At 73.2% G+C, this 6,353-nt stretch carries 4 protein-coding genes and 1 pseudogene; all 5 read right to left on the bottom strand.

Annotated features, from left to right (window positions below):
• A pseudogene (locus AC08OO_RS11345) lies at window positions 1–368 on the bottom strand (hypothetical protein); the annotation flags it as partial.
• A complete protein-coding gene (locus AC08OO_RS11340) occupies window positions 365–1,489 on the bottom strand; it encodes a protein kinase domain-containing protein (RefSeq protein WP_011437789.1) in 1,125 nt (374 codons plus the stop codon). The gene AC08OO_RS11340 and the pseudogene AC08OO_RS11345, both read right to left, overlap by 4 nt.
• A complete protein-coding gene (locus AC08OO_RS11335) occupies window positions 1,486–3,384 on the bottom strand; it encodes an FHA domain-containing protein (protein ID WP_476609860.1) in 1,899 nt (632 codons plus the stop codon). Before AC08OO_RS11335 ends, AC08OO_RS11340 begins: the two co-directional genes overlap by 4 nt.
• Before the next feature lie 17 nt (window positions 3,385–3,401).
• Window positions 3,402–4,772: a vWA domain-containing protein gene (locus tag AC08OO_RS11330; protein ID WP_476609861.1), complete on the bottom strand. Its 1,371-nt coding sequence runs from the start codon at window positions 4,770–4,772 to the stop codon at window positions 3,402–3,404.
• Window positions 4,769–6,353: PP2C family protein-serine/threonine phosphatase (locus tag AC08OO_RS11325; protein ID WP_476618491.1), on the bottom strand; the 1,585-nt coding region annotated here is incomplete at its 5' end. The genes AC08OO_RS11330 and AC08OO_RS11325, both read right to left, overlap by 4 nt.

Genomic DNA, 6,353 nt, shown 5'->3' with positions numbered 1-6,353 from the left:
CGGTGTCCCCGCTGCGCCGGCGCGGCACCGCCGGCGGGTCCGGCGGGGAGCGGCTCGGGGTCCGCGAAGTCGTCGAAGTCGTCCGCGCCGGCGGGTCCGGCGGGGAGCGGCTCGGGGTCCGCGAAGTCGTCGAAGTCGTCCGCGCCGGCGGGGCCCGCGGTGCCGCCCGGGTACCCGCCAGCACCCGAAGACGCCGCGCTCCCCGAATACCCGCCACCACCCGGAGACGCCGCGCCGGTCGATCCCGTCCGACCGCCCTGGAAGGCCCTGCCGTTCGAGCCCGCTCCGCGGTCCGGGGGCGCCCCCGGGTTCGACTTCGATTCGCCGTCGGGCTGGCTCCCCCACGCGCTCCGGTTCCACCAGCTCACGGTTGCGGCTCCTCATCCGACAGGACCTCGCGGGCGACCAGCGCGGTACGCACCGCGGCGATCTCCGCACGTAGCACGGTGGCGGTGCCGAGCCGGAAACGCGGATCGGCGGGCAGGCAGTCGGTGATCAAGCGGATCAGCATGGGGTGCACGCGACGGGCCGCGAGCTCACCCCGCAGCTGCCGCAGCTTCTCGTCCCGCGCCTCGGCATCAGCCCGGGAACCGGCGGCGTCCGCGGCCGACCTGGCCTCGGTCGCCCCCCCGAGCCAGTCGTCCGGGCGGTCACCGGTCAGCGCGAACAGCAGGGTGGCCGCCAGGCAGTGCAGGTCGTACTGCGGGCTGAGCGGCTCGGCTCCCGGCGGGGCGTAGCCCGGGGTCGCGGTGGTGGGCATGACCTTGGCCGACGGCTCGACGATCGCTGCCGTCGACAGGTCGACGAGCGAGTACCGGGGTGGGTCACCAGCGACGAGGATGTTCTCCGGCTTGACGTCGCCGTGGACCCAGTATCCCCTGATCCGTTCCTCGTGCTGGTAGAGCCGCTGCGGTCGGATCGTGTGCATCGCCTCCAGCGTGGCGCTGATCTGGTCGGCCAGCTCGACGACCTGGCGGGCGCTGAGCGGGCCGGACTCGGTGACCCGGGAGTCAAGCGTGGTGGGCACCATCTGCCCAATGTCACCGATGAACTGCATGACGATGAACGCCTCACGGTTGTACCGCTCGACCTCCCGCTCGTTGCCCCCGGTCACGAGCGCGTTATGGTCGTGCCGGGTCGGCGAGGGCCCGTAGACGACGTCCACCAGGGCCGGCACCCCGTGGGTGATCTCGCCGAGCGCCGCCTGCACGGCGACCGCGTCCTCGACGTCGATCGAGCGCTTCTCGTACTGGGTCCTGGCGTACTCGGGATTGATGTCGTGGTCGCGGCCGCCCCACCATGCGCCCTTGACGACGACCAGGGCGTTGCTCCACTCGTCCCGGGCGAGCTCGACGTAACCTTGGCCGCCCTCGGCGAGATGACGCACGCAGCGGTACCGGCCACGGCCCCAGGTGCGCGGCACCGACGCGAAGGACGCCCCGTAACGCAACCGTTCGACGATCTCCAAATCAGAGGCGACCGTACTCACCGGCCACCTCCGGGTACCCCACCGCCGCCAGGTCCGCCGGTCCCGAGCACCCCGCCGGCCGGCCAGGGTCCCGTCACACGCACTTCCAGACCCACGACGTCGCGGACCAGCCAGACCGGCTCCTCGCCGTCCCACCTCTCGGCGACGCCCGGCGTCAGCCTCCGGGCACCCACCCACGAGCCGTTCGTCGACAGGTCGGTGAGCGTCACCGTCCCGTCGCGCTCGTTGCCGACCATCAGATGGCGCCGCGAGACCCGGCCGGCGGCGTCGATCTGCAGCCGGTCGCAGACGTCGACGACGATCAGGTCGTCCGCCGTCCGCTGCACGGCGTTCGGTTGCCGTCCCAGCACAATACGTTCACCGGGTCCCACGTTCGGAGTGTCGAACGACGAGCCGTCGCCGCGCCGGACGGTCAGCCGCCAGCCTGTTCCGCCCGGCCGCCCGGCCGCCCCGGCCGTCCTGGTTGCCCCGGCTGTCCTGGTTGTCCCAGCTGTCCCGGCCGTCCCAGCCGCGTTGACCCGGCCGACCCGCACGAGCGACCCGGCCAGGTGGAGCGGGACGTCGAAACGCCACTCCCGGGGCAGGTCACGCACCAGCCGGTCGTCGCCCAGACTGGTGCCGTTGTGGGAGCGGTCGACCACCATCGCCGTGCCGGCAGCCGTGAGGGTGATCTCCACGTGCCGGGTGCTGATGTAGTCGTAACTGCTACCGAGCCCGGCTGTGACGTCGACGAGCCGCTCCGAGCCGAGGTTGTCGTCGGGATGGCGCCCAAGGACGACCGTGGTGCCCACCTCCAACGTCACGAGACGTTGGGTGCCGCCACCCTCGATTCTCAGCACGACCGGACCCGCCACCACCCTGGCATCCCACCCGGCGCCGGACGGCGCGGGCAGGCCGACGATGGTCGGCGCCCCCACGGTGCCCGAGGGCGGGATGTAAGCGGGAGCATCGAAGATCGTGGCGTCGTCCGCGAGCGCGTCCCCGAGCGCGTCCGCCAGGGTCCTGCGACTCCCCTCCCCGGGTGCGCCATGGCCCGCCTGCCGGTCCGGGGTATCCAGGTCCAGGGGCTCGGTCGCTCCCCGGGGGGCCTGCGCGTCCCGCGACGCCGAGGGCACAGGCGACGCCGAGGGCACAGGCGACGCCGCGCCCGAGGCGTCCCCGACCGCCTGCCCGGTATCCGTCTCGATCTCCTGGACCGGGCGTCGACACAGCGGACAGACCAGCCGGGCGCCCTGGCCGCGCCCCGCCACGCGCATCGGTGGCGACACGAGCGGCCCCAGCCGGGCGTTCACACAGTCGGGGGTCACGCAGCGATAGGCGTTGGCGCGGGCAGCGGCGACGACCTCCGGTCGCCCCCGCAGGCCCGACGCCTTCACCTCGTCCTGCCGCGCGGCCCGCTCCCAGGTGACGGTGTCGATCCGGTTCATCGCCCGGCGGACCAGTTTCACGTTCTCGCCCGCCGGGGCGGCGGGTAGCACCTTCCATCCGAAGAAGGTCGAGGCGTCGCCCTGGATCCACGCGTGGGCGTCGATGTTGCGTTTGCCGTAGAAGTTGTCCTTGCTGACGACCTTCCCCCCGACGGCCCTCGCCTCCTCGAGCAGGATGTCGTCGGCCTCGGCCGCCCAGGCCAGAGCGCCGTCACGGTAGTACCGCTGCAGCGGAGCGAGGTCGTCGAGCAGGCCGCGCAGGCTGTTGTCGGCCACATAGCGAAAGGTCGCGTCGGCGCCGAAGGCACGGCGGGCGGCGGCCTCCACGGCGAACAGCCGCGCGGTCACGCCGCACCGGCGCGGGCAGCGGGCGCCGTGCGCGCAGCCGAGACCGATCTGCGCGAAGCTGCCCGGCGAACCGTCCCGGGTGATGTTACTGACGTCGAACAGCACCGTCGTCGAGGACATGGGACTCCTACCGATTGTCAGCTGTTGCCGAGGACGTCGTCGAGACGCCGACGGGACGCCGCCCCGCCGTGTTGCCGGCCGGACACGGGGTCCGCCTCGACGAGATCACGGGTCCGGGTCCTGGTGCGGGTCGCCCGGACCCGGGCTCCCGACACCGCGTCGGCCGGCGCGACACCCTGGCCGAGGGCCCGTAGCGTCGCGTTGTAGTGGTCGGCCAGATCGTCGAATCCGCGGTCCGCCGCCCACAGCGCCGCGTTCCGGAACAGCTCGGTGACGCTCTCCCGGGAATGGGCGAAGCTGGCCCGCTTCGCAATCTCCTCGTCGAACTCCGCGATGCTCTCCTCGTGTTCGAGGGAGGATTCCGCGTCCGGGAAGACATCCGCCTCGACGGTGACCCGGAAGCGCTGCGCGGCGTGCGGGTCGGCCCGGCTGTCCACAGCCAGCCGCCGTCCACCGGCGACCACCCCGCCGCGGGCCTGAAGAATCGTGTGCGCGCCGAGCGGTGTGTCCGGAGCGCGCAACCGGAGCAGGAAGACCGGACGGTCCTCGCCGGTGCTCACGGCGGGTAGCGGCAGCCGCAGCTCGGTGCCGCGCGAGGTCGGTGGCGGCACCTTCATGAGGTGACGCTGTGGTTTGATCCGCCGCAGCGCCTCCACCGTCCAGCCGGGTCGGATCAGGACCCGCAGCTCACCGCGCCCCGCGGCCGCGCCGACCACCGGTTCGATCAGCGACGAGACGATCGCGTCGATCCGGTCGACGTCCTCGGCCGCCGCCCAGACGTGCTGCGTCTGGCCGCACACCCCGACCATCTCGGCGAGCACCTCGTCCCGGGCGTCGACGCCGATGCCCAGCGCGTCCGTCCCGATGCCCTGGTCGCCGAGCCCGGCGACGATGTGGGCGAGCTGTTCGGGCTGCCAGCGGCCGATGTTGGCCTCACCGTCGGTGATGAGCAGGACCCGGTAGACGTCCGCGTCCGGCGCCTGCGCGAGCAGCTCCCGCCCGGCGACGGCGAGCGCGTCGCCGATGTTGGTGTAGGAGTCCGCGTCGCTGTTCGTGGGGCCGTCAACTGCCGGCAGGCGGTCAGGCCGGCGCCCGGCGCTGATCACTCGCGCCTCGCGGGCGAAGCGCACCAGCACGAGCGGACAGCCGTCGGGCAGCAGGCCGTGCACGCGTTCCAGAACCCGCTGCGCGAGCTCCCACTTGCTGACCGCGTCCGGCGCCGCCGGATGCAGCATCGACAGGGATGCGTCGACCGCGACGGCGACCGCCACCTCCCGCCGGCCCCGCGGCGGATCGGCCACGCTGATCGTCAGCCGGAGCACCCCACCCGGCTTCGTGACACCCCGGTCCATCCGGCCCTCGACGCCGAGCCGGTCCCTGTCGTTCATCGGTTTCCTTTCTCCCCGTGAATGCGCGGCTCCCCGTAAATGCGCGTGCCGGTGCCGCGGGACTCGCCGACGCCGGTGAGCATCGCCCGCTGGCGCGGTCTGGTCCGGGTGGCGACCACCTTCTCCCGGGCGGAGCGGATCGCGATCACCGCGACGGTGGCGTTGTCGTGCCCACCGAGGTCCTCCGCCCGACGGCAGAGCAACGAGGCCAGTTCGGCGGGGGTGCGGGCGACCGAGGCGAGGTCCTCCAGCACGTCGCAGAACCTCCAGTCGGCCACGCCCGGAATGTCCTCGGCGGTGTCGACGCCCGCCTCGCACGCCCCGTCGGTGGCGAGGATCAGCAGGTCGCCGTCGACGAGCTGCACCCTTCTGGTCGCCACCGCGGTCGCGCCGCGCTGCGCCGTCCGGACGCTCTCGGTCACGATGCCGCGCTCCTCGGGTGTGGGAGCCTGGCCGGCGACGATCGCCTCGGCGACCACGCTGTGCTCGCTGGACAGCCGGGTGGCCACGAAGCCGTCGCCGCAGCGGCGCAGCAGGTAGGCACGGCAGTCCCCGACGGTCGCGATGTCGGCGCGACCGCGGGAGATCGAGGCGAGCACCGCCACCGCGGCGGCCCGGCGGCTCAGCGGCGCGGGCGGCGGCGGCAGCGCGACGTCCAGCAGCAGCCGCTCCGGTTCGGTCTCGCCGTCCTTCCACCGCCGACGGAATGCCGCGAGCAGCGCCCGCGCCGCCCACCGTCCCGAACCGTCACCGGGACCGGTAATGCCGTCGAGCACCGCGCAGGCGGTGGTCGTGCCGTCCGACGGGTCCCCGACCTTCGCCCAGCCGACCGCGTCCTCGTTGTCGCCTTCCGGGTTGCCGCCCGCCTTGCGCCAGCCCGTCACGCTCTCGCACGCGACGACAGTCGTCAGCCGCTCGTTGCGCGCGGGGAAGACGAAGGGTGCGATCCTCGACGCCAGCGCACCGGCTCCGGTCGCCCGGCGACCATGCTCGGGATGTAGGCAGGCCCGCAGCGCGGCGTCGGCGCCGGGCGGCCACTCGCCGGCGGCAAGCCCGGCCATCGCCAGCATCGAGGCGTCCCGGTTGCTCCACTCGCCGGTCAGCGCCTTGAACAGCACCACGGCGAACAGGCGAAGGTCACGGGCAGGACCACGCTCCCCCGCCGGAGTGACGAACCAGGGGTCGACGGGGTCGTGCCTGCCCGCGTCCAGCAGATCGCAGACGGCCAGGGTGAGGCTCTGCCCGGTCCACCTGAAGCTCCACGGCGCGAGAAGCCCCACGCCCTGCTGATGGAACGGTTCGAGGCTGCGGCCGATCTCGACGAAGGCGCGCAGCAGTGCGGCCGCGGAGACCGCGGGAGCATCGGCGGAATGGCTGTCGAGCAGATCAACCAGCGGCAGTCCCGGAAGTTCCGGCCAGCTCAGCTCGACCCGCACCGGCATGATCAGTCCGGCGCTCGCCGTGGGCAGGGCGACGCGGGGCGGGGCATGGCGTAAGGAGACCGCGCCGGCCCCCGCGTCCGCGTCCGCGGCGTCGAACTCGTCGAAGTCGACCTCGTCGAGACCGGCAGGGTCGTCAAGG

The organism is Frankia sp. CeCAU1 (genome assembly GCF_977971845.1).
The sequence above is the reverse complement of the archived record's forward strand: the minus strand, read 5'-3'. Positions and strand labels throughout refer to the sequence as shown.